The organism is Thiocystis violacea (assembly GCF_016583575.1).
GTDB lineage: Bacteria > Pseudomonadota > Gammaproteobacteria > Chromatiales > Chromatiaceae > Thiocystis > Thiocystis violacea.
On record NZ_NRRG01000028.1, the window covers coordinates 1 to 24,570 of the forward strand.

At 66.6% G+C, this 24,570-nt stretch carries 30 protein-coding genes; 16 read left to right on the top strand and 14 right to left on the bottom strand.

The genetic code is table 11. From position 1 onward, the window contains the following. Positions 1-25: 25 nt before the first annotated feature. From CKO27_RS13780 to CKO27_RS13830, 12 genes are all read right to left on the bottom strand, one after another. On the bottom strand, positions 26-376 hold the full coding sequence (locus tag CKO27_RS13780; RefSeq protein WP_200375483.1) for a HigA family addiction module antitoxin: 351 nt from the start codon (positions 374-376) through the stop codon (positions 26-28). A gap of 13 nt (positions 377-389) precedes the next feature. Beyond that, a complete protein-coding gene (locus CKO27_RS13785) occupies positions 390-671 on the bottom strand; it encodes a type II toxin-antitoxin system RelE/ParE family toxin (protein ID WP_200375484.1) in 282 nt (93 codons plus the stop codon). A gap of 74 nt (positions 672-745) precedes the next feature. Next, positions 746-1,132 (bottom strand): helix-turn-helix domain-containing protein, encoded by a 387-nt coding sequence (locus CKO27_RS25195; protein WP_338116035.1) that lies wholly within the window; start codon positions 1,130-1,132, stop codon positions 746-748. Positions 1,133-1,158: 26 nt separating this feature from the next. Continuing rightward, a complete protein-coding gene (locus CKO27_RS13790; RefSeq protein ID WP_200375485.1) occupies positions 1,159-1,488 on the bottom strand; it encodes a lysozyme inhibitor LprI family protein in 330 nt (109 codons plus the stop codon). 41 nt (positions 1,489-1,529) lie between these two features. Continuing rightward, a complete protein-coding gene (locus tag CKO27_RS13795; protein ID WP_200375486.1) occupies positions 1,530-2,210 on the bottom strand; it encodes a hypothetical protein in 681 nt (226 codons plus the stop codon). A gap of 369 nt (positions 2,211-2,579) precedes the next feature. After that, a complete protein-coding gene (locus tag CKO27_RS13800) occupies positions 2,580-3,134 on the bottom strand; it encodes a hypothetical protein (RefSeq protein ID WP_200375487.1) in 555 nt (184 codons plus the stop codon). Between the two features lie 41 nt (positions 3,135-3,175). Then, positions 3,176-4,537: a TldD/PmbA family protein gene (locus tag CKO27_RS13805; protein ID WP_200375488.1), complete on the bottom strand. Its 1,362-nt coding sequence runs from the start codon at positions 4,535-4,537 to the stop codon at positions 3,176-3,178. Then, positions 4,530-6,059, bottom strand: a complete 1,530-nt coding sequence (locus CKO27_RS13810; RefSeq protein WP_200375489.1) for a TldD/PmbA family protein — start codon at positions 6,057-6,059, stop codon at positions 4,530-4,532. The genes CKO27_RS13805 and CKO27_RS13810 overlap by 8 nt, the downstream gene beginning before the upstream one ends. A gap of 49 nt (positions 6,060-6,108) precedes the next feature. Further along, positions 6,109-6,432 (bottom strand): hypothetical protein, encoded by a 324-nt coding sequence (locus tag CKO27_RS13815; protein ID WP_200375490.1) that lies wholly within the window; start codon positions 6,430-6,432, stop codon positions 6,109-6,111. A gap of 160 nt (positions 6,433-6,592) precedes the next feature. Beyond that, positions 6,593-7,600, bottom strand: coding sequence for a L,D-transpeptidase (locus CKO27_RS13820; RefSeq protein ID WP_200375491.1), 1,008 nt, complete (start codon positions 7,598-7,600; stop codon positions 6,593-6,595). Between the two features lie 116 nt (positions 7,601-7,716). Then, positions 7,717-8,367, bottom strand: a complete 651-nt coding sequence (locus tag CKO27_RS13825; protein ID WP_200375492.1) for a hypothetical protein — start codon at positions 8,365-8,367, stop codon at positions 7,717-7,719. Positions 8,368-8,411: 44 nt separating this feature from the next. Next, on the bottom strand, positions 8,412-9,104 hold the full coding sequence (locus CKO27_RS13830) for an SH3 domain-containing protein (protein ID WP_200375493.1): 693 nt from the start codon (positions 9,102-9,104) through the stop codon (positions 8,412-8,414). A gap of 189 nt (positions 9,105-9,293) precedes the next feature. On the opposite strand from CKO27_RS13830, the gene CKO27_RS13835 reads away from it, so the two are divergent. Genes CKO27_RS13835 through CKO27_RS13850 form a run of 4 tightly spaced genes read left to right on the top strand, consistent with a single transcriptional unit; the run spans position 9,294 to position 14,052 of the window. Then, positions 9,294-11,366, top strand: a complete 2,073-nt coding sequence (locus CKO27_RS13835) for a TonB-dependent receptor plug domain-containing protein (RefSeq protein ID WP_200375494.1) — start codon at positions 9,294-9,296, stop codon at positions 11,364-11,366. Between the two features lie 6 nt (positions 11,367-11,372). After that, on the top strand, positions 11,373-11,957 hold the full coding sequence (locus CKO27_RS13840; RefSeq protein WP_200375495.1) for a YfiR family protein: 585 nt from the start codon (positions 11,373-11,375) through the stop codon (positions 11,955-11,957). Next, positions 11,954-13,420, top strand: a complete 1,467-nt coding sequence (locus CKO27_RS13845) for a CHASE sensor domain-containing protein (protein ID WP_200375496.1) — start codon at positions 11,954-11,956, stop codon at positions 13,418-13,420. The genes CKO27_RS13840 and CKO27_RS13845 overlap by 4 nt, the downstream gene beginning before the upstream one ends. Beyond that, complete coding sequence (locus CKO27_RS13850) at positions 13,417-14,052, top strand: response regulator (protein ID WP_200375497.1); 636 nt, start codon at positions 13,417-13,419, stop codon at positions 14,050-14,052. The genes CKO27_RS13845 and CKO27_RS13850 overlap by 4 nt, the downstream gene beginning before the upstream one ends. A gap of 180 nt (positions 14,053-14,232) precedes the next feature. Here CKO27_RS13850 and CKO27_RS13855 read toward each other — a convergent pair whose 3' ends face one another. After that, positions 14,233-15,099, bottom strand: a complete 867-nt coding sequence (locus CKO27_RS13855; protein ID WP_200375498.1) for a hypothetical protein — start codon at positions 15,097-15,099, stop codon at positions 14,233-14,235. A 255-nt stretch (positions 15,100-15,354) separates the two neighbouring features. On the opposite strand from CKO27_RS13855, the gene CKO27_RS13860 reads away from it, so the two are divergent. The 4 genes from CKO27_RS13860 (at position 15,355) to modC (ending at position 18,415) form a co-directional block, all read left to right on the top strand. Then, entirely contained in the window at positions 15,355-15,780 is a 426-nt protein-coding gene (locus CKO27_RS13860; RefSeq protein WP_200375499.1) for a TOBE domain-containing protein, read from the top strand. Between the two features lie 96 nt (positions 15,781-15,876). After that, positions 15,877-16,632, top strand: a complete 756-nt coding sequence (gene modA, locus CKO27_RS13865; protein WP_200375500.1) for a molybdate ABC transporter substrate-binding protein — start codon at positions 15,877-15,879, stop codon at positions 16,630-16,632. 11 nt (positions 16,633-16,643) lie between these two features. Beyond that, positions 16,644-17,321: a molybdate ABC transporter permease subunit gene (gene modB, locus CKO27_RS13870; RefSeq protein ID WP_200375501.1), complete on the top strand. Its 678-nt coding sequence runs from the start codon at positions 16,644-16,646 to the stop codon at positions 17,319-17,321. A gap of 8 nt (positions 17,322-17,329) precedes the next feature. Next, entirely contained in the window at positions 17,330-18,415 is a 1,086-nt protein-coding gene (gene modC, locus CKO27_RS13875) for a molybdenum ABC transporter ATP-binding protein (RefSeq protein ID WP_200375502.1), read from the top strand. 60 nt (positions 18,416-18,475) lie between these two features. On the opposite strand, the gene CKO27_RS13880 is transcribed toward modC, so the two are convergent. After that, on the bottom strand, positions 18,476-18,904 hold the full coding sequence (locus tag CKO27_RS13880; RefSeq protein ID WP_200375503.1) for a TOBE domain-containing protein: 429 nt from the start codon (positions 18,902-18,904) through the stop codon (positions 18,476-18,478). Positions 18,905-19,082: 178 nt separating this feature from the next. On the opposite strand from CKO27_RS13880, the gene CKO27_RS13885 reads away from it, so the two are divergent. The 8 genes from CKO27_RS13885 (at position 19,083) to CKO27_RS13915 (ending at position 24,414) form a co-directional block, all read left to right on the top strand. Continuing rightward, positions 19,083-19,910, top strand: coding sequence for a TOBE domain-containing protein (locus CKO27_RS13885; protein ID WP_200375504.1), 828 nt, complete (start codon positions 19,083-19,085; stop codon positions 19,908-19,910). Positions 19,911-20,256: 346 nt separating this feature from the next. Continuing rightward, a complete protein-coding gene (locus CKO27_RS13890; protein ID WP_200375505.1) occupies positions 20,257-20,727 on the top strand; it encodes a hypothetical protein in 471 nt (156 codons plus the stop codon). A 34-nt stretch (positions 20,728-20,761) separates the two neighbouring features. Then, complete coding sequence (locus CKO27_RS13895) at positions 20,762-21,394, top strand: molybdopterin-dependent oxidoreductase (RefSeq protein WP_200375506.1); 633 nt, start codon at positions 20,762-20,764, stop codon at positions 21,392-21,394. Between the two features lie 10 nt (positions 21,395-21,404). Beyond that, positions 21,405-21,905 carry a MotA/TolQ/ExbB proton channel family protein gene (locus tag CKO27_RS13900; protein WP_242470911.1) on the top strand — a complete coding sequence of 167 codons (501 nt, stop codon included), beginning with the start codon at positions 21,405-21,407 and terminating at the stop codon, positions 21,903-21,905. Next, the gene (locus CKO27_RS24565; RefSeq protein WP_242470912.1) at positions 21,803-22,063 is read left to right on the top strand and encodes a MotA/TolQ/ExbB proton channel family protein; all 261 of its coding nucleotides are present in this window, start codon (positions 21,803-21,805) and stop codon (positions 22,061-22,063) included. The genes CKO27_RS13900 and CKO27_RS24565 overlap by 103 nt, the downstream gene beginning before the upstream one ends. Continuing rightward, on the top strand, positions 22,063-22,458 hold the full coding sequence (locus CKO27_RS13905) for an ExbD/TolR family protein (RefSeq protein WP_200375507.1): 396 nt from the start codon (positions 22,063-22,065) through the stop codon (positions 22,456-22,458). Before CKO27_RS24565 ends, CKO27_RS13905 begins: the two co-directional genes overlap by 1 nt. Further along, entirely contained in the window at positions 22,455-23,291 is an 837-nt protein-coding gene (locus CKO27_RS13910; RefSeq protein ID WP_200375508.1) for a TonB family protein, read from the top strand. Before CKO27_RS13905 ends, CKO27_RS13910 begins: the two co-directional genes overlap by 4 nt. A gap of 64 nt (positions 23,292-23,355) precedes the next feature. Continuing rightward, on the top strand, positions 23,356-24,414 hold the full coding sequence (locus CKO27_RS13915) for an ABC transporter substrate-binding protein (RefSeq protein WP_200375509.1): 1,059 nt from the start codon (positions 23,356-23,358) through the stop codon (positions 24,412-24,414). Positions 24,415-24,570 lie beyond the last annotated feature (156 nt).

The window sequence follows — 24,570 nt, forward strand, 5'->3', positions numbered from 1 at the left end:
CCCCAGATTGACCCGCGTCACCATTTCATGCCGCGCGCTGGCTGAAAGGCGCGATCCGGCCCAAGGCATCGCCCAGGCTCGCCCGTGCCTTTGCCATGTCGTAGTCGGCCTGGAGCCCGATCCAAAACCCATCACTCATTCCGAAGAACCGCGACAGGCGCAGCCCGGTATCCGCCGTAATGGACCTTCTGCCGGCCAGGATCTCGCCCACCCGTTGCTGGGGCACTCCAATCGACTTGGCGAGCCTGTAGGGCGTGATCGCTAGCGGCTCCAAAAACTCATGGGCCAGGATCTCGCCCGGTGGCACGGGCGACAGGTCGCCATCGGCGACGTCGGAGAAGTCACATTCGTGCAAGGATTCAACGGCAATATTCATGGCTGTTTGCCCCTCAGTGATAGTCAACGATCTCGACACCCCAGGCGTGCCCGTCGCGCCATTCAAAACAGACCCGCCATTGGTCATTGATGCGGATGCTGTGTTGGCCTTCCCGATTACCCGCCAGCAACTCCAGCCGATTCCCCGGCGGAACCTTCAGATCATCCAGGGACGCCGCGCGATTGAGCATCGCCAGCTTGCGTTGGGACTGTCGGCTTAGATCCGGCCCCCACGCCTTCACCCGCTTTCCAGCGAACAGGGCGGCGGTGGCTTTGTCGGTGAAGGTCTTGATCATGATAAGACACTAACGACGCGCGTTAGTTCCGTCAAGCGTTAGTATTGTCCCCATGATTCATGCGGCCCCCCGCTTTATCGGCAGCACGTTCGCCCCCTCGACCGCGAACAAAATCGGGGATGTGCCGGAACATGCTCGCGGAGTGCCTGGCGCTGGTGCCCTTGCCCTGACCTTCGAGCATGGCGCCGTACACCCCGTACAGCGCCCCCTGCGAGGCTGGGGAAGGTGCGCCCACTCTCCAGACGGGCCACGGTGGATTGCGATGTGCCCATGCGTTCGGTCAGCTCGGACTGGCTTGGGCCCACGCGGGCGCGCGCCGCGATCAGCTCGCGGGCGATGGGATACTCGGGTCGGCGCCGCCCGCCGCGATGAGGGCAAAGACCGGCGCGGTCGGCTCGGGCGCGGTCGGCGCCAGGACGAGGGCGAGGATCTGGTCGGGGACTGATGCCCCGACGGGTCAAGCGCGTGCGGCCGGGTCAGGACGCGATCAGCGATCCTCCAGTTCGTCGATCCGGTCCCGATAAGCGTCGGCGATGCAGCCGCGCTGGTCGCTGGATTTCCAGCAATCGTTGCGGCCCTTGACCCAACCCCGCTGCTCGGCCTTGAGTTCCTTCTGATCGCGCACTGGGATGTCATCCATCACCTGGGCATAGAGATGGGTCAGCTCGCGGTCGAGCCGGGCCAATTCCGCGTCCTTGCAGATCATCTGCTCAGCCTCGTGGGTGGCCTGGCCGCAGTCGAAACTCGGCCTGGCGGCAAACGCCGGCAGGCTGAGCGCGGCGCTGGCGAGGAGGATGGCGAAGGCGTGCACGCGCATACAAGGTCTCCTGTTGGGTGAGAAGGGATGGGCGCTGGCGATCAGTCGGCGTAGCCGGGGCCGATGAGCGTGTAACGCCCGTCATGGATGCCGCCACGGCGGTCGAAGTCGCAGGTGAAAGACAGGTCGCGCGAATCGCTGTCTTCGAAGGAGACACGACCGTTGCCGGTCAGGGTGCGGCCGCTCAGGTAGGGATGCTTCAGCCGCAGATCGCTGACATCGCCATAGTCGCGCTCAAGATGGAAACGCAGTTCGTGCGCGCATTCCTTTTTCAGGTAGTCCATGTCGTCGAGCGCGTAGCCCTCGCCCCGATCATAGGCGTCGCGCTTGTCCTGGTGCCCCTTGTCCTGGCTGACCGCGGCCGCGATGACGGCCAGTCCGATGATGCCGGCGCCGATCATGGCCGCCTTGCTGTCGGAGTCCGAATGTCCGCCCTCGGGGCTGACGTTCCAGCTCACCACCTCACGATTCTCGATGCGGCAGTTGAAACGATGGTCCTTGTTCTGACGGTCCTTGACCAGGCCGTTGACCTTGTAGGAGTGACGGCCGGTCTCCGTGGCGCTCGCCCCATGCGGGTTGTGATAGCGGGCGTCATTGAAGATCTGCGACTGACAGTCGCTGATCGCGGAGGATTGATCGTAGGCCAGTGCGCCACCGGGCGCCGCGAGGGCCAGGGTCAGCAGTGCGGCGACGGGGGTGTGGATGTGCTTGGTCTGATGCATGGTTGTCTCGCTCCTCTGTTGTTGAAGCCTGGATTTGGAAGGCGCTTGGTTGGGTCGATCGCGGTCGCTGATCGCATCGCTAGCAAAGGGACAGGTCTGATCGGGGTGGCGCATCAGGGGCGGGCGTCCTCGCGGGCGGAACCAGACGCCGTCTCGGTCAACCGGGACGCGCGCCGACCACGCGCCGCAATTCGATCCACCGCCTCGCGCCTGGTTTCGGCGAGGATCGCGCTCTAGTTCCGCTCCTTGAAGGTCTCGTTGAAAGCCTGCTGGATCATTTCCGGAACGCCGTAAGCCGGCCGCGTCCGTCTTCGAGGCACGGCGCCTGGCCGCGACCGGCCTGGCGACCGCGCCGAGCGGCGAATGGCGTCAGTCGGAGACCTGACAGATCCCATTGGCACCGTGCTTGCCGGTGTAGCTGAGGGTGACCGAGTCGTCCGGGTTGATGGCGATGGAGAGCGTAATCCCCGCGCCCGTGGCTTCGTAATACTCCTTATTGACCTTCTTGAGCTTCGCCTCCTTGCCGTTTAGATACACAGGCCCTCCCTTGTCGGCATGCACCTCAATGCCACCGGGACAGGTGCCATTGAAAAATGGGACGCCGCCGGACGTCTTGCCACCGCCGCGCACGGGTGCGGTCGACTCGTCTTCCACGCGCTCCAAACCGTCGAACCGGCCTTGCGGAGTCACGAAGCACTTCCAGGCCCCGGATTCGCTGCCGACGGTCATGAACACCACAGTGGCGGCCTCCGAGACTTTCATGTCGTAGATCGCTACCTCGGATTTCGGCTCGCCGGTCTCCTGCGCCATTTTCGTCACGCACAGCTTGGCGGCGGGAGAGGCTTTGTCGATCTGGGCCTGGGCAGAGAAGGGGGCGGCGAGCGGCAGGGCGGCGAGCAGGACGATGGCAAGAATCGGTTTCATGGGTGTTCTCCAAATGATGAGGGATGACGCTTGAGGCCCTTTCAGGCCCCGCTGAACTGCACGTTCTCGAACACCAGCGTCGGCGTCCGCAGCGCGAAATAGGGGAAGGGGTCGTTGCCCACTTCCACCAGGCTGGCGAAGAGCGTCTTAAGGTTGCCGGTGACGATCATGCCGACCACCGGCTCGGCGATCTCGCCGCCGCGGATGATGTGCCCGTTGAGTCCCTGGGAGAATTCACCAGTGGTCGGATCGGCGTTGCCGCCGGCCCAGGCGGTGACCAGGACGCCGTCGCCGACCGCGCGGATGATCTCCGCGAGCGCGCGCTCGCCGGGCTGGACGATCTGGTTCGAGGGGGCGCCGGTCGTGACCGGCAGCCCGGTCTTGGCCGCATAGTAGGTGTCGGCGTAGACGGTCTTGGGGACGCCGCGCTCGATCAGGATTAGGGGACGGGCGGCGATGCCTTCGCGATCATAGGGGTGGGACTCTAGGCCGCGCGGGCGCAGCGGATCGTCGATGATGGTGAGCTTGTCGCTGAAGGCTTGGGTCTCCATCAGCTTGGGCCAGAAGGATTGACCCTGCGAGATGTTGCCCGCCGTGGCCGGGGCGAGCAGGTCGCTGACCAGTCGCATCGCGGCCCGTGGCTCGACCACCAGGGTACCCTTCATGGTCGGTCCCTGGCGGCTGCCCAGGCGCGCCCGTGCCCGCGCCAGGGTCTGCTCGCCGATGCGTGCCGTGCTCGGCAGATCGTCCAGATGCAGACAGGCGGCCCCGTCTTCGCCCTCGGCGCGGCGTTCGCTGCCGCCCTTACGTTCACCTGGCCCGGTGTCCCGCAAGGAGACCTGCTGGAAGAAGCCGACGCTGGTCTTGCCATAGGCACCGCTGAAGCCGTTGGAGCTGGCGTCGGCGACGAGCTTCTGACCGTCCTCGACCGAGCTGATGGTCGAGATCAGCGTCGGCTCCCCACGGACGACCGCCTCCAACTCGCGGCACCAGGCGAGACGTTGCTCGCGGGTCAGCCCCGCGATCCGCGGATCGACCAGTTGCAACCCATCGGCCGAGGCGGTCGGAAAGAGTGCCGGCGGGGTGATGCGCCGCTGTGGGTCGGCCTGCAACTGGCGGGTGAGCGGCACCGCCTCGGCAATGAAGTCGCGCAGCCGCGCCTCGCGCAGGTCGGTGGTCGAATAGACGCCATAACGTCCGTCGACATAGAGCTTCAGTTCTAGCCCCCGTTTGGTGGAGTCCGAGACGGTCTCCGGTTTGCCGTCGCGAAAGGCATAGCTCAGGCCGCGGTCCTGGACGGCCGTCGCCCAGGCGTCATTGGCCCCTGCCGCGCGGGCCATCTCCACCGCCTGTTGGGCGAGCTTCAGCAGCGTGTCGGTCGCTGTCGTGTCGTGATTAGGCATTTTCACCTCCCACCGTCATGCGCGAGACCAGGGCCGAGGGCATGCCGATCGAGACCGGGACGCTTTGTCCGTTCTTGCCGCAGACCCAGCCGCCGGGGTCGAGCTTGAAGTCGTCCGCCACCATGGTGATGCGCTTGAGCACCTCCGGGCCGTTGCCGATGAGGTTCACGTCCTTGATCGGCGCGGTGATCTTGCCGTTCTCCACCAGCCAGCCGTTCTTGACATAGAAGGTGAAGTCGCCGGGGCCGATGGCGACCTGACCGCCGGTGAAGGTCTCGGCGATGATGCCGTGCTGGATGGAGGCGACAATCTCGTCGCGGCTGTGCGGGCCGTTCTCCATGAAGGTGGTCGTCATGCGCGCCATGATCGGAAAGCGGTAGGACTCGCGCCGCCCGGAGCCGACATGCTCTTGGAACCCATAGTGGCGGGCCGAGATGCTGTCGTGCAGATAGGACTTGAGAATCCCCTTGTCGACGAGGACAGCGCGACCGGTGGCGTTGCCTTCGTCGTCCATGTTCAGCGTGCCCAGCTCGTGCGGCAGGTTGCCCTGATCGACCACGGTGACGAAGGGCGCGGCCACCGGCTTGCCGATCATGTCCGAATAGATGCTGGTGCCGTTGCGGTTGAAGTCGGCCTCCATGCCGTGGCCGATCGCCTCGTGCAGCAGCACGCTGCTGGCCCCGGCGGCGAGCACCACCGGCATCTCGCCGGCCGGCGGGCGCCGGGCGTCGAACAGCACCAGGGTGCGCGCCACCACCTCGTCAACCTGTTCCTTGAGGCGGGCATCGGTGTAGAAGCCGATCCCGTCACGCGCGCCGAGCGAAACCTGATTGCTCTGGGTCTGGTCGCCGCGCTTGGCGGTCACCATCAGGCCGAGCAGCGCGCTTGGGCGGCGGTCGGTGAGCAGTCGGCCGTCGAGGGTCGCGATCAGCACCCGCTCGTCGGTGTCGGTCAACTGCACCGTCACCTTGTCGATCGCGGGATCGGCGGCGCGCAGCATCGCCTCGACCTTCTGGATCAGCGGCAGCTTCTCGTCCAGCCCGACCTCGGACCAGGGCCGCTTGACAGGATAGAGATCGCCCTGCCGCCTGGGATCGAAATGGGCCGGCAGGGTCGCGCGCCCACCGCTGGCGATGGTCGCGGCGGTACGGGCGGCCTGAAGCATGGACTCGGGCGTCAGATCCTCGGTGAAGGCGAAGCCGGTCTGATCCCCGACCACCACCCGCAGCCCCACGCCTTGGGCGATGTCGCTCGTTGCCTGGCTGGCCAGCCCGTCCTGCATCCGGATGAGGTTGGTGCGCTTGTGCTGGAAATAGAGTTCGGCGAAGTCCGCCCCGCTGGCGGTCAGCTCCGTCATGACGCGGCGGATCGCGGCCTCGTCGATGCCGAACCAGTCGAGGAAGGGATTGGCCGGCGCGGGGGCGGTCAGGTCCGTCGCTTGCGGCTGGGCGCGGAGAAAGGTCGGTAGGGTCAGACTCGCGAGACCGGCGGTGCCGGTGGCGAGGAAATGGCGTCGGTTCATGCGGAAGATCTCCCAGGCGCGATGCCTTGAGCAAGAGGGCCGGATGGCGTCAGAGCGCGCCTTCGCTACCGGTATACATGACGTCGCTGACCCGTCCGGACCGATTCGTGTGACAGCGCCAGGGGGCGGTGGCGGTGGCCACGGTCGCCTCCACGGTGCTTCCAGCCTCCGACTCGGCGACGTCGAAGACCGCGACATCCGACGTCGAGAGCCCCGTCTGCTTGGCGATCGCCGCGCGGCAGGCGCGTGCCGGAACACCCGTGAAATCGCCGCCGGTCACGGCGGCGGTCTCCATGGGTCTGGTCGAGTCGGCGTCGACGCAGCCGGCCAGGGAGGCCGCGGCCAGCAGCGCGAGCGGAAGGACCTTGTTCATCGTGCGTCTCCTTGGATCAACCGCGCTCGGTGCGGTCGGCAACCGGCGCGGTCGGCAACTTGGGATTGGATGGGACTCGCCAGCATCGACGATCGGAGGCGCTGGCACGGTGGGGGTTCTCGTTCGGTGACCGGGGTTGACGGCTGGTGGGCGAGAGCGATCAGGCGCTGCTCATGATGACGAAGTCCTTGCCGGAACGCCGGTCTGGGTGCAGCGGGTTGTCCGTGACGACCAGCACCAGGCCGGGATGCAGGCTACGCTCGACGGCCCCTTGGAAGGCGCTGTCGGCCGTGAGCCGGGTAATCAGGGCGTCCGGCGAGCCACGTCCCGCTCCGAGATCCGCCCCCGCCGTCTCCTGGTGGCTGATGGCGTGCCAGGACAGACCCTTGGCCCCGGCATGGCTCCCGTTCAGGACGAAGACGTGCGAGCCGAGCTTGCCACCCGAGCCGGCGAGCCGTCCCTCGGCGACGACCTCGCCGTTCTCGATCAGCTCCAGCTTGCGATCCGCCGAGGAGGCGATGACCGTGGACACTGGATACTCGGCTGCCGCGTCCCAGTCGGATGGATGGCGCTTGCCGGACAGACCCGCGACGGCCCGCTCGAATTCGTGCTCGGCGTAGCCAGCGAGGACCAGGCCCGGATGGGTCAGCTCCCAGGGGTCCGAATGGCTGCCGGCGATGATGACCGGGGTGCCGACGTGGGTGACGCTCCAGAGCTTCTCGGAGAAGCCCATCGGCAGACGCACGCAGCCGTGCGAGGCCGGATAGCCGGGCAGCTTGCCGGCGTGCAGCGCGATGCCGTCCCAGGTCAGCCGGTTCATGTTGGGCATGGGGGCGTTGTTGTAGGTGGAGGAGCGGTGGTCCTTGTCCTTCTCCAGCACGACGAAGACGCCGTTCGGCGTCTCGTGGCCCGGCTTGCCGGTCGAGCAGGTGGAGACGGCGATCCGCACCCCGTTGCGATAGACGTGCGTCATCTGCTCGGGCAGCGAGACGACGACGGCCACGGAGCCTTGCGGCGAGCGCTCCGGATGCCAGGTGAACTCGCCGGGCTTGAGGGCATGGATCTCCTTGACGACCTCGGCGCGCGAGCCTCGGTGCACTAGGATGAAGGGCGCCGCCCCTAGGGCGGCGAGTCGAAGGAGAGCGGTACGGCGATCGATCGGCGGCATCGTCGGGAAATCCTGTCAGTCGTTTCAAGGGCATGAGACCCGAGGGGGCGATGGCGAAGGCGCGCCGTGCTGGTCGTACCAGAAGGCGCGCCGCGTCGGGCTCTCGCGGACCACGCTTACTCGCAATCCAGCATGGTCACATCGACGATGGAGCGGTAGTGCCCGTTCTCGGTGCGGATCGTGACGCAATGCGAGCCCTTGACCCAGTTCGTATAGGAGCTGCCGCCACCCTTGCTGCCCGACGCGTATTCGTAACCACGGTTATCCATCTCCATCTCGCCGCTGCTCGCCTTGGCGCCCACCAGATCCTGGAGCGCGGCGGCCCCGGAGCCGCCGTGCCCCCCGTGCTGGCCAGGCTTCCTGTAGGTCTCTTCGGTATCGCCCCGCTCCTTGCCCGCCTCGTTGGCGGCGACTCCGATCGCCACGGCCGCCGCCGCGCCGATCGCGAGCTTCTCGGCGCTGCTCAGGCTCTCGGGCCTGGGGCCGTCGTACTCGGCCATGGTCACATGACGGTTCTTGACCTCGCAGCCCCAGGGGTACTTATCGCCGTCGACCTTGGCCTTGCCCTTGACGCTGAAGTGCTTCTCTCCGTCGAGTTGAGTCGCATGGGCCTCGCGCAGATCGGTCAGGTTGTATTCGCCGCTGATGCGGTTCTCGCAATCACGGATCGCATCCTCGCTACCGTAGGCGAACGCGGCGCCAGGCGCCGCGAGCGCTAGACTCAGCAGGATGGTCGAGGGACGGTGCAAGGGATGAGTCGGACGCATGGCGATGGCCTCGGTGTTGGATGGCAGGGTTGGGTTGAATTCAGTCAGGGCTGATAGGACGACTCGCGCAGATAGCGTCCGGCGACCCAGCCCTTGGGGCGGTTGTCGTCCGGTCGCGCGACCCGGCACCAGCGGTGGCCCTGGACGAGCTTACAGCCCAGGTTGCGCACCACATCGCCCTCGTCCAACTCGTCGACCACGCGGTCGTTGGGCGAGGCGCTGGCGTGCATGTTCAGGGTGTCCCTGCGGGCGAGGCCGGTCACCTCCCAGTAGTCCGGACCACCGGCGAGCCCATCGGCGAAATCAACGCCGGGACGGGGCTCACCGGTATCTACTGCCCCCTCGATGCGGATGTCGAGCCGATAGCTCGCGGATTCGTCGCGTCGGGCGGCGGCGCGCATCAGATAGACGCGAATACGGTAGTTGCCGTTACTCGGCAGATCGCCCTCGAACCGATCCCCGGAGGTACTGCCGATGAAGATCGCCTCCTCGCGGCCCGGAGGCAGGACGTTGAAATAGAGCTGTGGGTGTTCGGCGTGCAGGACCACCGTCATCCGCTGACCGCGCTTGGCACCGAGGACATAGTCGATGTCTTCGCGGCCCGTCAGATGCCCTTTGACGGTCGTTCCTTCGCTACCCGGCTTGAAATGCACAGGCTGCTCGCGAATCCCATCGTCCGCGTGGAGCGAGGATACAAAGGTGGAAAGAACCAGGAGCCAGAGGCCGAACGTCTTCATGCGACTCTCCATTTCATCATTCCTCGTCAGGCTCGATTGATTCGCCCGCGAGCGCGCACGGACACGAATATCGCGTTATTCTTTGATGATACTGACAAAACACGACTTGGAAATCAGGAATTCCCTGTCAGGAAATTCCTGACGGGGGTTCCTGATGTGTATGACGGATTCCATTCCGGACAGGGTTTGATGCCTGGCTCTTGGCGTCACCGTCGCGCGGCGCTTGTCGGTGCCTTCGCCCTGACGCCGATCCTGCTCGCCTGGACCCTTCCAGACCCTTTGCGCGCCGACACCCTCCTGGACCTTCCGTTCGCTGATCTCCTGCAAACGGAGGTCGTCGCCGCAGGCAAGCGCGAGGCCGAGATCCGGGACATCCCCGCCAGCATCAGCGTCGTGACCCGCGAGGAGATCGCCCGCTACGGCTATGCCACCCTGGAGGACGCGCTGCGCAACGTGCCGGGCTTCTTCATCCTCGACAACGCGGAAGACCGCTTCATCGGCAGCCGGGGGACGGTCGGCGGCGGCGTGCAGTTCCTGGTCAACGGCATCCCTCAACATCCCTCGCGCCAGAAGGGGCTATCGGTGCCCGAGATCGCGCGGCTGAACATCCCCATCGAATCCATCGACCGCCTCGAAGTGATCCGTGGCCCCATGTCCGTGATGTACGGCAACAACGCCTTCCAGGGCGTCGTCAACATCGTCACCAACGCGCTCGACACGGACGGCGCGCGGGTCTCGGCCAGCGTCGGCAGCCGCGACAGCGGACAGCTCTTCGCGCGTTTGGGAGGGCGCTCGCGGGATGGCTTCCTGGTCATGAACGCCGGCGGCTGGCGCACCGACGGACTGGACGGCGCCTACGCGGACATGATGAGTTCCGCTCAGCTCGCGACCCTGACGCCTGACATGCATCGCGACCTGGACGGCGACCTCTGGCAGCGGCGCGGGAGCCTGGATCTGTCCGCGGGCTGGCACGGCTGGAGCACCGATCTCAGGTACAGCCAACTGGACTACGGGATCTACGGCTTCACGCCGGCCTTCGACGAGGGCAGTGGGCTGCGTCTCGAAACCCTGCAAACCGCGCTCGGCTACAAGCACCGCTTCGGCGACACCCTGGGTCTGCGCTTCACCGGCATCCACGGCCAGGAGACCTACGACGCCTATCGGCTGGATTTCCTCTACGACGGCATCGATGGGAGCCAGCTCCAGCGCTCGCGCCGCTGGGAGCTGGAGCTGAACCTGCACTGGCAGCCGAACGAGCGGCTTGGCGCGCTCCTCGGTTATCGCTGGCGCTTGCTCGATCAGCTCGAAAACCGGCCAAGGGTGCGATCCTTCGTGGTCGCCGACCGTGAGATCGACTCCCCGCGGCAGCAGGATCTCTTCGGCGAGATCGACTATGACCTCGGACAGCGGCTCCGCCTGGTCGCTGGCGCGCGGCTGACCTGGCTGCCGGAGCGCTACCGTTTCAGGGTGTACGATCATCTGGACGACACCTGGACCCAGACCGACCTGCCGGTCGACGACCGCGCTCAACTGACCGGACGGGTCGCGGCACTCTGGAGTCTGTCCGCCAGTCAGGTCCTCAAGCTCGTCTGGGGCAACGCCGCCCAGGACGTCGACACCGTCCGCACCAGCGATCCCGAGCGGATCGAGACCCTTGAGCTGGTCTATGCGCTGACCGACCCGCGCTGGACGCTGAGCGCGAGCCTGTTCCGGAACCGGACCTCCAAGATCGCGCGCACCATTCAGACATTCGACCCGGAGACCGGCGACTATGTGGTCGGCTACGACAACTCCGGCCTGTGGCTGACGCGCGGGCTGGAGCTGAGCGCCGAGGCACGGCCGCTTCCGGAGCTGACGCTGAGCCTGAGCGCCACTTGGCAAGGGACCGAGGACCAGCGCTCCGAGCTGGAGCCAGGCTATTCGCCGCCGCTCCTGGCCAAGCTCAAGGCCGACTACCGTCGTGGCGACTTCACCTACGCCCTGTACGCCCACTATGTCGACAGCATGGAATCCGACTGGGACTTCGTCGCCGGCCCGGTCGAGGGTGTGGTCGAGCGTCTGGGCGAACCCGTGCCCGCCTATTGGAATCTGGGTCTCAACCTGCGCTGGGATCCGCCTGGTCCAGGGGTCTATACCGCGCTCAACGTCTCCAATCTGCTCGATGCCGAGATCCGTTATCCAGCCAGCGAGCTGACCGATTTTGCCCGCGGCCTCATCGGTCCCCGGCGGATCCTGACCGCGACCATCGGCTACGCCTTCTGAGTATCGATGTCGAGCCCGCGGTGGAGCCCTTCATGGCGACGTTGGCCGGGCGGGGCGCTGCTCTGGCTCCCGCTCGCCCTGTCGGCGCTGGTATGGTCGGCGCCGCCGTCGGTTGAATCGCTCAAGGTGGCCTATCTCTACAATGTCACCCGTTTCATCGACTGGCCCGATCCGCCGACCGATGCCCCCTTCACCATCGCGGTGATCGGCGATCCCATCATGGCCGAGGCCCTGCGGGTGTTGCCGCGCGAGGGGCGCCGGGCCGAGGATCGGCCGATCGCGATCCGTGTCATCGATCAGGCGGTGCTCGGCTCATCCGGGGTGCTCAATGATGTCCAGATCCTCTTCATCGGCGCCATCGCCCAGGACCAGTTCGAGCGAATCCTCGGGTCGGTCAGCGGTCGACCGATCCTGCTGGTCGGGGACAGCCCGGGATTGGCGCGGCGCGGCGTCGCCATCAATTTCTTCCTGAAGCCGGATATCCTCGGCGAGGGGCAGCGGCTGCGCTTCGAGATCAGTCCCGCCGCGCTGGCTGGTCGCGGGCTCCAGATCTCCTCGCAACTCTACGATGTCGCGCGGTTGGTGCCATGATCCCCCGACGCCTTCGCTCCATCCGCACCCGCCTCTTGGTCGCGCTGATGTCGATGACCCTCCTCACCCTCTCCATGGCCACGATCCTCTCGGCGGCCATGGACCTCAAGCTGTTCCGGGATCACCTGCTGCGCGACTTGCGGGTGCTGGCGGCGGTGGTGGGAGACAACTGCACATCGGCCCTGGTGTTCAATAGTCCCGAGACGGCGGAGCGCTATCTGGCGACGCTCGCGCGCGAGTATCAGATTCGGGAGGCCGTTCTGGAGAACGCGGCTGGACAGACATTCGTCGACTGGCGCCCCGAGCCGGAGACGACACGGGGGGCCGAGCCATGGACGGCGTCCGCCAGGGGTCGGCTCCCCGGATCGACCCTCTCCGAGGTCGAGATCGTGCAACCGCTTCTATTCGATGGCCGCCTCATCGGCCGACTGGTCCTGCATGTGCGGCTCGATGAGTTGCTCCGTCAGTTCTGGCTCTATGTCCTCTTTGGGGGACTCCTCGCCCTCTTGACGCTTGGCGTGACCTTCGTGGTGGCGGTGCGACTGCAAGGGCGCATCGCCCGCCCCATCCTGCGCCTGACGGCGCGGACACGGGAGATCTCCCGGCAACGCGAGATCGCGCCCAGCGCCGCCGCGCTGGACTCGACGGACGAGTTGGCCACCCTGGTGCATGACTTCGAGGCCATGCTCCAGCGGATCGAAGAGCGCGAGGAGGCGTTGCGGCAGCACGTCGAGGCCCTGGATGGCGCCAACGCCAAGCTGCGCGCCCTGGCGATGGACCTGGCGCGGCTGGAGGCGACGGAAAAGCGGCGTCTGGCCGGCGAGTTGCACGACAGTCCGATGCAGAAGCTGGCGCTGGCCCAGTTACAGATCGCCTCCGGCGCTCAGCGCGACGGGGCGGACGAGGAATCGCGGCAGCAGCTTGACGCCGGACTGGACCTGATGCGCGAGGCGATCGAGGAACTGCGTACGCTGCAGTTCGAGCTGAGTCCGCCGATCCTGCACCAGAAGGGGCTGGCCGCCGCGCTCGATTGGCTGGCCACGAGCACCCAGGCGCGTTGGGGCATCCGGCTGTGCGGCACGATCGACCCGAACGTCCCCGAGCCCGGATGGGAGGCGTCCGCGATCCTCTTTCAATGCGCGCGCGAACTGGTGTACAACCTCATCAAGCATTCCGGCGCGACGCAGGGCGCCATTCGCGCGCGGGTCGACAGCGGGGAGCTCGTCATCCTCATCGAGGACAATGGCCGTGGCGTCGGGCGCGATGTCCTCCCGGCTCCCGCTGGGGATCGCACGGGCTACGGGCTCTACAGCGTGCGCGAGCGGCTGGAGCTCCTCGGCGGCACGCTCGAATTGACGGACAGGCATCCGGGCACGCTGGCGGCGATGCGCCTGCCGCTGAGCGCGCTCTCGGGCATGACGGGCGCGGCGACCGAAACCGACCGCGCGGGATACCCAGCATGACGGTGACGCTGATTGTCTGCGACGACCATGCGCTGGTTCGGGAGGGCCTGGCCCTCTTGTTGAGCCAGCAGGCGGACTGGCAGGTGCTGGCCCAGGTCGGCCAGGGTGCCGAGGCGGTGCGTCTCGCGACCGAGCTGCGACCGGACGTCGTCGTCATGGACGTGGCGATGCCAGTGATGAGCGGCATCGATGCGGCCAGCGCCATCCGCGCGTTCTCACCGCGAACGCGGATCGTCGCCCTGTCCATGTACAGCGACGCGCATTATCTCCGACGCATGCGCGAAGCCGGGGCCTTGGCCTATGTACTCAAGAACGAGGCGAGCGCCGATCTGGTCGAAGCCATCCAGACCGTGCTGCGCGGCGGCACCTATGTCAGTCCCTCCTTGGCCTCGTTCCCGCCGGAACGGCACGGCCCAGTCAACCGCGACCCCAGTCTGCTCAGCGAGCGCGAGCTTGCGGTGCTGCGACTGATGGCGGAAGGGAAGCGCACCAAGGAGATTGGGACGGCGCTTGGGATCAGTGCCAAGACGGTCGAAACCTACCGTGCCCGCCTCATGCAAAAGCTCGAGATCGACAACCTGGCCGGACTCGTCCGATTCGCGCTTGAAGCCGGCTTATTGCCGCTTCACTGAACCTAGAAAGAGCCTCCAGCCGCCAGCGATCAGCCTCCAGCCTCCAGCCGTGGTATGGCCGAGGTTTTCGCTTCTTGCGGGTTTCACCCAATGGGCTGCACTGGCCAAGACGGAAGAGACGTGCGCCATCCGCCCGCTGAGCGACTCCGCTGTCCGCGGCTTCTTGCGTTGGGTGCCTCGCTATTTGGTGAAATAGGTCAGCGCCGCCCGGAGGTTCGCTGTGACGGTTTTGCTCAGCGAGGTCTTGCGCATCAAGTCCTCGGCCTCCGCGATGAGGGCGTCGACGGCTCCGGGCTCAGGCTTGAGGCGGTGCTGTCGCTCATGCCGCCAGGCGTCCCGTTTCGGCGGGTCGCTCTTGCCCGGATAGGCGGCCATGGCGAGATTGGGGAGATACTCGGCGGCATGGAAATAATCGAGCCGTTGGCGCTTGGTGTGCGCTTCGAGAAACGACCAGTGGCTCGGTACACCGTCGGCGATGCCCAGATGGAGCGCCTCGGGATACTGGGCTTTGACCCGCCCGATCTCCCGCTCCAGGCGCTCCTTGCAGGTCGCCTTGCCGTATTCCGGGGCTTCAGCGATGTAGAGGCTGTGCAGCCGCTCACCGTCGGGGGCATACAAGGAGACGTGGCCGACCATCGCTTCGCGCCAACCGCTCTCCCGCATCGGCAGCATGGCCCCGTCGAGGCTGATCGCCACCGTGGCCACGGCCGCGTCGAGCGTCGGCGTGGCACGCCCGATCCAGGCCGCTTCCAGCGGACAATAGATCCGACCGCCTTTGGAGGTTTGATAGACGTTGCGCTCGATCTCTCCATAGGGAGTCTGATACTTCTTGCGCGAGGCGCAGCGCTTGGTCCACTTCTCCTTGCCCATCACGATCGGGGTGCCGTCGGTGTCGAAGCGCTTCAAGGTCTCGGCGCTGGCGAGCATCCCCAAGTGATTGCATGCGTAAGGTGTCGGTCCGATCGGGGATAGGGTCGAGCCGAGCCAGCAGGGCAGGGGTACCCGCGAGTCCGATCCGGTACCCGCGACGGGCCAGCGTCCCGGCATCCAGCCGCACGAGTAGCGGCGCCGGGCGATTGGGATCGAGCCGGCGTCGGAGGTCGCCTTGGCCTCTGATTGTGAGACGTTATTATTCCGTGATATAACGAATAAGACGTTCAGGGTGACGATGCCGAAGTCGACGTGATGGACCTCCCGGCGATGCGGCCAGTCGTCGCCTCAAGGACTTCGATCGATTTTATGAGCGGCTGAACCGACGTCCCTATTCAGCCAACCACAACCGCTTACCCTGGAGTCTCCATCATGAAGGTCAGTACCCGTAACCAACTGCGCGGCGTCGTTTCGGCGATCACCCCCGGCGCGGTCAACGCCGAGGTGACGCTCGATATCAACGGTGCCCCATTGGTCGCCATCATCACCAATGAAAGCGTCCAGTCGCTGGGGCTGGCGGTCGGCATGGAAGCCTTCGCGCTCATCAAGGCGTCCTTCGTCATCCTGGCGACGGAGGACGGCGGGCTCAAGACCTCCGCGCGCAACCGTCTGTGCGGGGCGATCGAGCGCATCACCGAGGGTGCGGTCAACACCGAGGTCGTCCTGGCGCTCGACGGCGGGACGCGACTCACCGCCGTGATCACCTGCGAGAGTGCCACCGACCTGGGGTTCGTCGAGGGTGGTCGCGCCTGCGCGCTGATCAAGGCCCCACACGTCATTCTGGCCGTCAAGGACTGAGGACGCCCGTCCGGGGCTGGTCGTGCCCATCGTTGTTTCCCGGAAAATACAGCGCTTGACCATCCATCCCCCTTCTCATCCCTTTGGAGATCCACCATGCAGACCCCGCGTATCCTCCTGGCCCTGCTGGCGCTGGCTGTCGTGAGCGCCAGCGCGCGCGCCGAGACCGTTCAGGTCGCGGTCGCGGCCAATTTCACCGCCCCCATGAAGCTCATCGCCGAGGCATTCGCCAAGGACAGTGGCCATACAGCGAATGCCTCCTTTGGCTCCTCGGGCAAGTTCTACGCGCAGATCAAGAACGGCGCCCCCTTCGAGGTCTTGCTGTCCGCGGACGCGGAGACACCCGCCAAGCTGGAGGCCGAGGGTCTGACCCAGTCGGGAACAGGTTTCACCTACGCCATCGGCACCCTGGTGCTCTGGAGCGCGGATCCAGCCTTGATAGAGGATGGCGCCAAGGTGCTGGGGCGCAACAAGTTCCGTAAGCTCGCCATCGCCAATCCCAAGACCGCGCCCTATGGCGCCGCCGCCATGGCGGTTCTCAAGGGGCTCGCCGTCGATCAGATGATGATGCCCAAGCTGGTTCAGGGGGAGAACATCGCCCAGACCTATCAGTTCGTCAGCACCGGCAACGCGGAACTCGGCTTCGTCGCGCTGTCGCAGGTCACGAAGGATGGGAAGATTGGCGAAGGCTCGGCCTGGGTCGTGCCCGCCGGGATGCATGATCCGATCCGTCAGGATGCCGTGATCCTCAAGAACGGCGAGGGCAAAGCCGCTGCCGCGGCGTTCATGGAGTACCTGAAGGGTGATAAGGCGAAAGACATCATCCGCTCCTTCGGCTACCAAATCCCCTAGGGAGGCGCGCCATGGGCTTCTCCGACGCCGACCTCCAGGCCATCTGGCTAACCCTGCGCCTGGCCAGTCTGGTCACGGTGCTGCTGCTGCTGATTGGCACCCCCATCGCCTGGTGGCTGGCGCGCACCCACTCGCGCTGGAAGGGGCCGGTCGGCGCCGTGGTCGCCTTGCCGCTGGTGCTGCCGCCGACGGTGCTGGGCTTCTACCTGCTGCTCGCGATGGGTCCGAACGGACCCGTCGGCCAGTTCACCCAGTCGCTTGGCATCGGACTGCTGCCCTTCACCTTCTGGGGGCTGGTGGTCGCCTCGGTCTTCTATTCCATGCCCTTCGTGGTGCAGCCGATCCAGAACGCCATCGAGGCCCTGGGGGAGCGTCCGCTGGAGGTCGCCGCCACCCTGCGCGCCGGTCCCTGGGACCGCTTCTTCAGCGTGGTGCTGCCGCTGGCCAAACCGGGCTTTTTCACCGCCGCCATCCTGGGTTTCGCCCACACCGTCGGCGAGTTCGGCGTCGTGCTCATGATCGGCGGCAACATCCCCGGCGCAACCCGCGTGGTCTCGGTGCAGATCTATGACTATGTCGAGGCGATGGAATACGGCCAGGCGCACTGGCTAGCCGCGAGCATGGTGATCTTCTCCTTCCTGGTGCTGCTCGCGCTCTATACCCTCAACCCCAACCAACGCAAGTTCTGACCGCCGCCATGTCCATCGACCAGATCCAGGCCCGTTTCCATCTCGACTACCCGGAGTTCTCGCTCGACGTGGATCTGGCGCTGCCCGGCCGGGGCGTCACCGCGCTCTTCGGTCACTCCGGCTCCGGCAAGACCAGCCTGCTGCGTCTGGTCGCCGGGCTGATGCGCGTGCCGGACGGCTCTCTGAGCGTCAACGGCGAGGTCTGGCAGGACGGCCGAACCTTCCTGCCGACCCACAAGCGCCCGCTCGGCTATGTCTTTCAGGAGGCCAGCCTCTTCCCGCATCTGAGCGCGCGCGGCAATCTGGCCTACGGCATGAAGCGCGTCGGCCACGCCATGGACCGGCAGGCGCTGGACCAGGCGGTCAAGCTGCTCGGCATCGCCCACCTGCTCGACCGCCGCCCGCACCAGCTCTCGGGCGGGGAGCGGCAGCGCGTGGCGATCGCCCGCGCCCTGGCGCTGCATCCGCGGCTATTGCTGATGGACGAGCCGCTCGCCGCGCTCGATCTCAAGCGCAAGCAGGAGATCCTGCCCTATCTGGAACGGCTGCACGACGCGCTCGACATCCCGGTGCTCTATGTCAGCCACGCGCCCGACGAGGTGGCGCGCCTGGCCGATACGGTGGTCCTGCTGGAGCAGGGCCGGGTGCGTGCACAGGGCTCGGTGACCGAGCTGTTCAGCCGGCTGGATCTGTCGCTCGCCCAGGACCAGGAGGCCAGCGCCATCATCGAAGGGGTCGTCCTGAGTCATGACGACGACTACGCCCTGACGCGGATCGAGATCCCGGGCGGCACCCTGACCGTGCAGCGCTTGCAGCGCGGCCTCCATGAATTGGTGCGGGTACGGATTCATGCGCGCGATGTCAGTCTCGCGCTGGAGGAGCCTGGGGTGTCCAGCATCCTCAACATCCTGCCCGCGCGCATCCTGGAACTGCGCGAGATCGAGCAGGCGCAGGTGCTGGTCAAGCTCTGCACCGGCGCGGGGGAGAAGACACCGCTGCTCGCGCGCATCACCCGCCACTCGCGCGACCGCCTGCGGCTGCATGAGGGTCAGAGCGTTTACGCGCAGGTGAAGGCGGTTGCCTTGATGGATTGAGGGGGAGGGGACCGGCGCTCGCCGAGCGATGACGCCGGTCTGGTGCGGACCGGGATGGCTTTAGGCTGGAACGCCCAAGATGACCGCTGATGCCTTGAAGACGGCCGTGGCCGCGCTGCCTTGCTTGAGACCCAAATCGACCTCGGCGTTGTGGGTGATGCTGGCGTGGACCTCGGTCCCGCCGGTCAGCGCGATGGTGATCTCGGCGCTCACTGGGCCGGAGGTCACCGCCTTGACCGTCCCCGCGAGACAGTTGCGCGCGCTCAGGCGGATGCCCGAATCATCGGTCATGACCAGGACCGAGGACGCCTTGACCAGCGCGACGACCTCCTTGCCCGCCGCCAGACCCAGCGACTGCGCGCTCTCGTTGGTCACCATGGCGACCAGCTTTTCCCCGCCGGACAGCCGCAGATCCACTTCGCTGTTAACGGCCCCGGCCTTCACCGCCTCGACCTGACCACGAAAGATGTTGCGTGCGCTGATATTCATGTCGGACCTCATGACTTGCTTTGATTAACGTGGGAATCCGTCTCCATCGATCGGAGACGAGGCGCGCAATCTAGAGCAAAGCGGTTGGTATTGACCACCATAGCGCACGGGAGAGTGGCTCGTCTCCAAGCGATCTGGCTATAATCGACGTTATATTGTTTTTCATATAACGTCTCTCATGCCACCTGATCGTACCGAACCACCCAAGCTGCTCAGCCGTCTGTCGATCGACACCGCGCTGGGCAGCTTTCTCGGCGACACCCGGATTCGACTGCTGGAGGCCATCGCCCAGCATGGCTCCATCTCCCGCGCGGCCAAGGCGGTCCCCATGTCCTACAAGGCCGCCTGGGATGCCGTCGATGCCATGAACAACCTCGCCGAGACGCCGCTGGTGGAGAGTTCGGTGGGCGGGCGTCACGGCGGCGGGACGCACCTGACGGCCTACGGCACCCGGCTCATCGCCATGTTTCGCGCCGTCGAGCAGGAGTATCAGGGGGCGATGGAGCGTCTGTCGCGGGACGCGGATCTGAGCGACGCGGCCGATCTCCAGCACTGCCGCGTCCTGCTGCGCCGCATGGCCATGAAGACCAGCACCCGCAACCAGTTCATCGCCACCGTCTCCGGCCTGAGCCACAGCCAGGTGAGCACCGAGGTGCGGCTGCGGGTCGACGAGGGTCTGGAACTGACCGCCCTCATCACCCGCGAGAGCGCGGAGAATCTGGCCCTCGCGGTCGGCCGTGAGGTCCATGCCTTCATCAAGGCGTCCTCCGTGCTGCTCTCGACCGAGCCGGAGCTGCGCACCTCCGCGCGCAACCATCTGTGGGGCGCCATCAAGCGCATCCACGAGGGCGCGGTCAACGCGGACGTCACCCTGTCCATCCCCGGCGGGCGGACCGTCACCGCCCTGGTCACCCGCGACAGCGCCGCTAGCCTGGGACTGGAGGTCGGCGGGGCGGTCTGCGCCGTCTTCAAGGCATCCAGCGTCATCCTCGCCACCCTCGGCTGACTCCGAGTTGGCCGCGCTCCCCTGGTCTCACGGATCGGCGCGCGGAGGCAACTTTCCGCTTGTTACGTTATATACAAAAGATAATAGCGCCCTGTGATCTTCGCGCCAATCCCACCCCCATGGTCTGTCCGCCCTCCCTGATCTCGATCGGGATTGACTGAAGAAACAGGGAGTTAATCGCACGTCGGAAGGCGATTCATCGATGGCATCGAATCTGCTTTAGCCATCCAGGTCGCGGATCGGCGCCCCGGTCTGGGTTCGCGATGCGTTATGCGAAAAAAAGTATAGCGCGCGGCTGGACGATCCATCCGCTTCACTCAACCAAGGCTGTAGAGAGACACCGACCTTGCATCACCAGCAACGACTCGACCTGACAATCGCACTGACCCTCCTGGGCCTGTCCCTGGGCGCGCAAGCCGAATCCAACCCCCCGGTCTATGAGCTGGGAACCATCAACGTGACCGCCAGCGCGCCCGACCTGGGGGCGATGGGCACGGATCAGGTCGCCTCCGGCGTGACCGTCTCGGCCAATTCGCGCAACGAGAAGACCGTTTTCGTGAGCGGCTTCGATTCGCGTCAGGGACCGCTCTTCATCGACGTCAAGGGCCTCAGCTCGGTCGCCGATGGCCCCAACGCCTTGGGCGGGGCGATCAATCTCATCTCGCGCAAGCCGACCAGGGCGCTTGAGGGCGATGTCAGTCTCGGCGTCGGCGACGGCCAGGAGCGCACCGCCTCGGCCAATGCCGACGACGCGCTGGCCGACGGCTACCCGGCGGCCGGCCGCACCTGGATGCTGAACGCCCGTTATGAATTCTGAGTCCGGCCCCCGATCCATCTTCCACGAGCAACCGATGATGTCACTTTTGAAACAACCTCTCTTCGTGATCGCCCTGGTGGGTCTCTCCCTGGCCGCACTGAGCCGGGAGGACGCGCCGCCCCCGAAGGCGTGCCCGGTCGAGACCCAAGCCTCCGCGCCGGCCAAGGCGTCCGCACCGCCGAGTTCCCTCCAGGCCCTGCTAGCCCCAAAACGCTCCGCCGTCTCCGAGAGCCTTTCCATCACCGGCGCCGTCGTCCATCCCAAGACGCTCAGCGTCGCCGACCTGGAGCGCTTTCCCCCGCACCGCATCGCCGAGGTCGAGATGATCTGCGAGTTCGGCGCCAACCTGGGCAAGCGCGAGAACCTGCGCGGCGTGCTACTACGCGACCTCCTCCTCGACGCGCAGCTCAAGGGGCTCACGCCCAAGCACTTTCGCAAGATGGCGATCATCGCCCACGCGACCGACGGCTATCTCGCCGTCTTCTCCTGGGCCGAGCTGTTCAACTCCACCGTGGGCGCTCAGGTCATCGTCTATTTCAGCAAGGACGGCCGGCCGCTCGACGACACCGAGGGCCGCATCGCGCTCATCTCGACCACCGACAGCCGCACCGGCCCGCGCCATGTGCGCTGGCTGAACGCGGTCGAGGTCAGGTCGCTGGGCGACTGAGGAGACGCGAATGACTCTTACCTATTGGCTGCAACTGGCCGATCAGTCAGGCGGCGTCCTCTATCTGATGGTGGCGCTCCTGACGGTGACACTGACGGTCATCGCCGAGCGATCCTGGGTGCTGCGCAGTATCACCCGCCACGGCGAGACGCTGACCCACGCCCTGGTCCCGGTCGCGACCGGGGATCGCTCCGGGCTCGCATGGGTCCGAGAGACCCAGGCCCGGCATCTGCACGGCGTCCTGCTGGAGACCACACTGGCCCTGCCGCCATCGACCGAAGGGGTGCTGGGCCGCCGGCTCGACGAGGTGATCCTGCGCCATGTTCCGCTGCTCGACCGGCGGCTCTGGGTGCTGGATACCACCGTCACCCTGACCCCTTGCTCGGTCTGCTTGGGACCATCATCGGGATGTTCCATGCCTTTCACGTCCTGGCCGAACCGGGCGCATCGCCCCACGCGGTCACCGGCGGGGTGGCCGAGGCACTGGTGGCGACCGCCGCCGGGCTGCTGATCGCCGTCATCGGGCTGGTGTTTTTCAACGGACTCAATGAGCGGGTTCGGCTCGCGCTCCATCAGCTCGAAACGCTCAAGGTGATGCTGGTCAACCGCTTCGGACAGCCGGAAACGCCGTGCCCGGCCGCGCCGACCGACGACGCTGGAGCGCACTGATGCGCTATCTCCAGCCGCGCCGCAAGGCCCGCATCGAGATCGTGCCCATGATCGACATCATGTTCTTTCTGCTGGTGTTCTTCATCATGGTCACGCTCAACATGATCCCCGCCAGCGGCCTCGACAGCCGTCTGCCGGGCAGCTCCAGCGCCGAGCGGTTGGAGCCCCCGCAAATCGTCATCAGCCTGGACGCGGCGGGTCTGATCCGGGTCGATCAACGGGATCTGACCCTCGGGCAACTGGCGGAGCGGCTGCGCGCCCAGGGCCGCGAGACGCGCGTGGTCATCGCCGGGGCCGAAGCGGCGGCGCTCGGCGATCTGGTCGCCGTCATGGACGCCTGCCGTCACGCCGGCATCACCCGCATCGGCATTGCCACCCGGGAGCCCGGGGCGTGAACCGGGCCGAGGCATTGCTGCCGTCGCTGCCGCTGTGGCTGGCCGTCTCCCTGGCGCTCGCCGCCGAGGGCGCGCTGCTGGCGGGGCTGGCGGCTTGGCCAGCGCCGCGCGACCCCGAGTTTCCGAGCACCCCGATCGAGGTCAGTCTGGTCTCCGTCCCCGTGCTGGCCGACTCCGCCGCGGCCGGAGCGGCGGGCGGACTTTCTTCCGCGGCGACTCCGGAGCCAAGACCCGAGCCGGAGCCGATCGCCCCCGCGCCGCCCGTTGCGTCCCCCGAGCCCACGACAACGCCCGTCGCACTGGCCCCGCCGAAACCAAAGCCAGCGGCCAAGCCAAGGGTCAAACCGAAGCCGAAACCCAAGCAGGCGCTCAAACCCAAGCCCGCGCCCTCGCGTCCCGCATCGCCGCCGAAGCCATCACGGAGTCTCGCCAAGGCCGATCAAGGGTTCAGGAGCCACGTCAAACCGGCCAGCGGGGAAAAGGGCGAGGGTGGAAAGGGCACGGGCCAGACCAGCGACAAGAACCGAACCGCCGGCAAGGGCGCCTCAAGCAACGGCCCCAGCTCGCCGGCGGCCTATCTCAACAACCCCTCGCCCGGCTATCCGGACGCGGCGCGGCGCCTGCGACAGGAGGGCACCGTGCATCTGCGGGTGCTGGTGAACGCCAGCGGACGCGCCGGCGAGGTCGCCATCGCCAACTCCTCGGGCGTCGCCAGTCTCGACCAGGCCGCCCTCCGGGCGGTGCGACGCTGGCGTTTCAAGCCCGCGCGCCAGAACGGCCAGGCGATCACCGCCTGGGTGCGCGTCCCGATCCGATTCACGCTCAACCAATGACCCATGCCCCGCCTGGCCTTGCCAAGCGTTTTCTCGATCACCAAGCCATGAAGGAAGTTGTCTCATGCGGAACCCGCTTCACCCCGCTCTCCCGTCCCGCCGCACCCTGCTCGCAACGGCGCTGCTCCTCGCCGCTACCGCCGCCCAATCCGCCGAGCTGGTCGACATGACCGGCCGCCATGTCCAGATCCCCGACCAGGTGGACCGGGTCTTCGCCGCCACCCCGCCGATCGTCCCGCTGGTCTATGCGATCGACCCCGGCAAGCTCGTGACCCTGAGCTTCCCCTTCAAGCCGGAGGATGCGGCCTACGTGTCCCCGGCAGTGATGACGCTGCCGATCGTCGGGCGCTACACCGGGGAAGGCCCGCCGCCGAATCCGGAGCTTCTGGCCAAGGCCGCGCCCCAACTCAGCATCGCCTGGGACATGCCCTTCATCGACGCCAAGCGGGTGGAGGAGACCTTCCAGTCGCTCGGCACGCCCGGTCTCTTCGTCCACCTCGCGCGCCTCGCCGACTATCCCGCCGCGCTGGAACTGGCCGGCCGGGCCATCGGCGAGGAGGCGCGGGCGACCCAACTCGCCAACGCCATCCGCGACGCCATGACCCGTGTCGATCGGGCGGTGGGCGCGATTCCGGCGGCGGAGCGCAAGCGGGTCTATTTCGCCGAGGGACCGGAGGGTCTGCTCACCGAATGCGCCGATTCCTTCCATGCCGAGGTCATCACGCTGGCCGGTGGCGAGAACGTCATGGACTGCAAGACCCAGGCGATGTGCGGGCGCGAAAAGATGACCCTGGAGCAGCTCAAGACGCTCGATCCCGACGTCATCCTGGCCGACGACGCCAAGTTCCTCGCCCGCGTCAAGACCGATCCGGCCTGGGGCGCGCTGCGCGCGGTGCGCGAGGGACAGGTCCATCTGGCCCCCAGCACGCCCTTCAACTGGCTCGGCCGCCCGCCGTCCTTCATGCGCGCCCTGGCGATCCAGTGGTTCGCCAATCGGCTCTACCCGGAGCGCTTTCCCTGGGACGCCGACGCCGAGATCACCTCCTTCTATGCGCTCTTCCTGGGGGTGAAGCCCGAGGTGGTGGACGTGCGCGACATCCTGGGGCCCGGAGTGTCGCGTTAGCGCTCGTGATACCCGGCGGGTCGATCCCTCGCCGCCGGGACTCGCGCAATGGCGACAACCTGTTCAGCCCGGGTTCGTCCCGCTCCGGGCCGCCGCTACGCCACGCAGTGCGCCCACAGGGCGCGCGCGGGCTACGCACGGCCCTACGACGAATGA

Excerpts from the sequence above, each read along its gene's own strand:
- CKO27_RS13780 (WP_200375483.1), bottom strand. The coding sequence starts at position 376 with ATGAATATTGCCGTTGAATCCTTGCACGAATGTGACTTCTCCGACGTC.
- CKO27_RS13785 (WP_200375484.1), bottom strand. The coding sequence starts at position 671 with ATGATCAAGACCTTCACCGACAAAGCCACCGCCGCCCTGTTCGCTGGA.
- CKO27_RS13790 (WP_200375485.1), bottom strand. The coding sequence starts at position 1,488 with ATGCGCGTGCACGCCTTCGCCATCCTCCTCGCCAGCGCCGCGCTCAGC.
- CKO27_RS13795 (WP_200375486.1), bottom strand. The coding sequence starts at position 2,210 with ATGCATCAGACCAAGCACATCCACACCCCCGTCGCCGCACTGCTGACC.
- CKO27_RS13800 (WP_200375487.1), bottom strand. The coding sequence starts at position 3,134 with ATGAAACCGATTCTTGCCATCGTCCTGCTCGCCGCCCTGCCGCTCGCC.
- CKO27_RS13805 (WP_200375488.1), bottom strand. The coding sequence starts at position 4,537 with ATGCCTAATCACGACACGACAGCGACCGACACGCTGCTGAAGCTCGCC.
- CKO27_RS13810 (WP_200375489.1), bottom strand. The coding sequence starts at position 6,059 with ATGAACCGACGCCATTTCCTCGCCACCGGCACCGCCGGTCTCGCGAGT.
- CKO27_RS13815 (WP_200375490.1), bottom strand. The coding sequence starts at position 6,432 with ATGAACAAGGTCCTTCCGCTCGCGCTGCTGGCCGCGGCCTCCCTGGCC.
- CKO27_RS13820 (WP_200375491.1), bottom strand. The coding sequence starts at position 7,600 with ATGCCGCCGATCGATCGCCGTACCGCTCTCCTTCGACTCGCCGCCCTA.
- CKO27_RS13825 (WP_200375492.1), bottom strand. The coding sequence starts at position 8,367 with ATGCGTCCGACTCATCCCTTGCACCGTCCCTCGACCATCCTGCTGAGT.
- CKO27_RS13830 (WP_200375493.1), bottom strand. The coding sequence starts at position 9,104 with ATGAAGACGTTCGGCCTCTGGCTCCTGGTTCTTTCCACCTTTGTATCC.
- CKO27_RS13835 (WP_200375494.1), top strand. The coding sequence starts at position 9,294 with ATGCCTGGCTCTTGGCGTCACCGTCGCGCGGCGCTTGTCGGTGCCTTC.
- CKO27_RS13840 (WP_200375495.1), top strand. The coding sequence starts at position 11,373 with ATGTCGAGCCCGCGGTGGAGCCCTTCATGGCGACGTTGGCCGGGCGGG.
- CKO27_RS13845 (WP_200375496.1), top strand. The coding sequence starts at position 11,954 with ATGATCCCCCGACGCCTTCGCTCCATCCGCACCCGCCTCTTGGTCGCG.
- CKO27_RS13850 (WP_200375497.1), top strand. The coding sequence starts at position 13,417 with ATGACGGTGACGCTGATTGTCTGCGACGACCATGCGCTGGTTCGGGAG.
- CKO27_RS13855 (WP_200375498.1), bottom strand. The coding sequence starts at position 15,099 with ATGCCGGGACGCTGGCCCGTCGCGGGTACCGGATCGGACTCGCGGGTA.
- CKO27_RS13860 (WP_200375499.1), top strand. The coding sequence starts at position 15,355 with ATGAAGGTCAGTACCCGTAACCAACTGCGCGGCGTCGTTTCGGCGATC.
- modA (WP_200375500.1), top strand. The coding sequence starts at position 15,877 with ATGCAGACCCCGCGTATCCTCCTGGCCCTGCTGGCGCTGGCTGTCGTG.
- modB (WP_200375501.1), top strand. The coding sequence starts at position 16,644 with ATGGGCTTCTCCGACGCCGACCTCCAGGCCATCTGGCTAACCCTGCGC.
- modC (WP_200375502.1), top strand. The coding sequence starts at position 17,330 with ATGTCCATCGACCAGATCCAGGCCCGTTTCCATCTCGACTACCCGGAG.
- CKO27_RS13880 (WP_200375503.1), bottom strand. The coding sequence starts at position 18,904 with ATGAATATCAGCGCACGCAACATCTTTCGTGGTCAGGTCGAGGCGGTG.
- CKO27_RS13885 (WP_200375504.1), top strand. The coding sequence starts at position 19,083 with ATGCCACCTGATCGTACCGAACCACCCAAGCTGCTCAGCCGTCTGTCG.
- CKO27_RS13895 (WP_200375506.1), top strand. The coding sequence starts at position 20,762 with ATGATGTCACTTTTGAAACAACCTCTCTTCGTGATCGCCCTGGTGGGT.
- CKO27_RS13900 (WP_242470911.1), top strand. The coding sequence starts at position 21,405 with ATGACTCTTACCTATTGGCTGCAACTGGCCGATCAGTCAGGCGGCGTC.
- CKO27_RS24565 (WP_242470912.1), top strand. The coding sequence starts at position 21,803 with ATGTTCCATGCCTTTCACGTCCTGGCCGAACCGGGCGCATCGCCCCAC.
- CKO27_RS13905 (WP_200375507.1), top strand. The coding sequence starts at position 22,063 with ATGCGCTATCTCCAGCCGCGCCGCAAGGCCCGCATCGAGATCGTGCCC.
- CKO27_RS13915 (WP_200375509.1), top strand. The coding sequence starts at position 23,356 with ATGCGGAACCCGCTTCACCCCGCTCTCCCGTCCCGCCGCACCCTGCTC.